Source organism: Helicobacter sp. MIT 14-3879, assembly GCF_003364125.1.
The window spans coordinates 1-1,141 of sequence record NZ_NXLP01000159.1 but is presented as its reverse complement, the minus strand read 5'-3'; the positions used below and the strand labels follow the sequence as shown (position 1 = coordinate 1,141).

1 protein-coding gene is annotated in these 1,141 nt (G+C 39.0%); it reads left to right on the top strand.

Annotated elements, in window-relative coordinates:
* Positions 1–63 precede the first annotated feature (63 nt).
* Positions 64–1,141, top strand: a 1,078-nt coding sequence (locus CQA44_RS12125) for an FUSC family protein (RefSeq protein ID WP_147289809.1), incomplete at its 3' end; no start/stop codon positions are given.

The following is a 1,141-nucleotide window of genomic DNA, read 5'->3' as shown; positions in this document are numbered from 1 at the left end:
TTTAATCAACATTTATCATAAGCTTGTTATAATCACTTCACACAATCAAACAAGGTAATCATAATGAATTCAATCTTGCATTACATTCAATCGCTTTTGCACTTCAATCCCACCGATAGAGTTTGGCAGTTTCCTTTCTTTGCTGGTTTTTCAGTGGGGTTGGTGCTACTTGTTAGTTTGCTCTTTGAGAGAATAGATTTAGGGCTTGTAGGCATTATAGGGGCTATGTCGTTTGTATATACACCAAATACCCCTATTTATCATCGTATGGCAGTGGTGATGTGCTGCTCTTTTGGTATCACCTTGTCCTTTTCCTTAGGGGTTTTGACGCATTTTTTTCATTTCAGCATTCCTCTTGTCGTAGGCATAGTCGCGCTTTTTAGCTCTATCTTAGTGCGTTATTATGATTTGGGAGTGCCGGGATATTTTTTCTTTGTTTTGGCTTGCATTATAGGGACATTTCTGCCCTTTCCACCTAGAGATTTCATTTCTCTTGTTGGTGTGGTCGCATTAGGGACAATGGCGGGAAATCTAGCGGCATTACTCTATTCTTTAAGCGTAGTGTATCTCTTTAAAAACAATCCTCCCCACCCCGTTCCAGTAAGAGGACATTTGGGCTTCGATAAAGTAGTGGTTGATTCTTTGATTATGGGGACTTTTGTGGGGCTATCGATGTTTATCGGGCAGATTCTAGGGTTAGAGAGAAGTTATTGGGTGGCAGTTAGTTGCACGGTGATTATGCAGGGGATTACCCTTAATTCTATTTGGATTAAGCAGGGACAGAGGATTCTAGGGACATTTATCGGTATGTTTCTAGCTTTTTATTTGGTAAATTTAAATTTAAGTGGATTTGCTTTTATCTTATTGATGATGTTGTTGATATTTTTAGGAGAATTTACTGTGGTTAGAAACTATGCTTTAGCAATGGTTTTTTTCACGCCCTATGCGACTTATCTCGCAGAAGCAAGCAGTCTGCTTAATAACCCTGATGTCATCATTAAAGCAAGAATGATTGATGTAGTTGTAGGCAGTATTTTGGGCTTACTTGGCGGGGCTGTTGTGCATAATCAAAGGCTAAGAGTGTATTTTAGAAGAATTGCTAGAAAAGTATTTAGGGTTAATCCCAATGATGGGGGTGTAT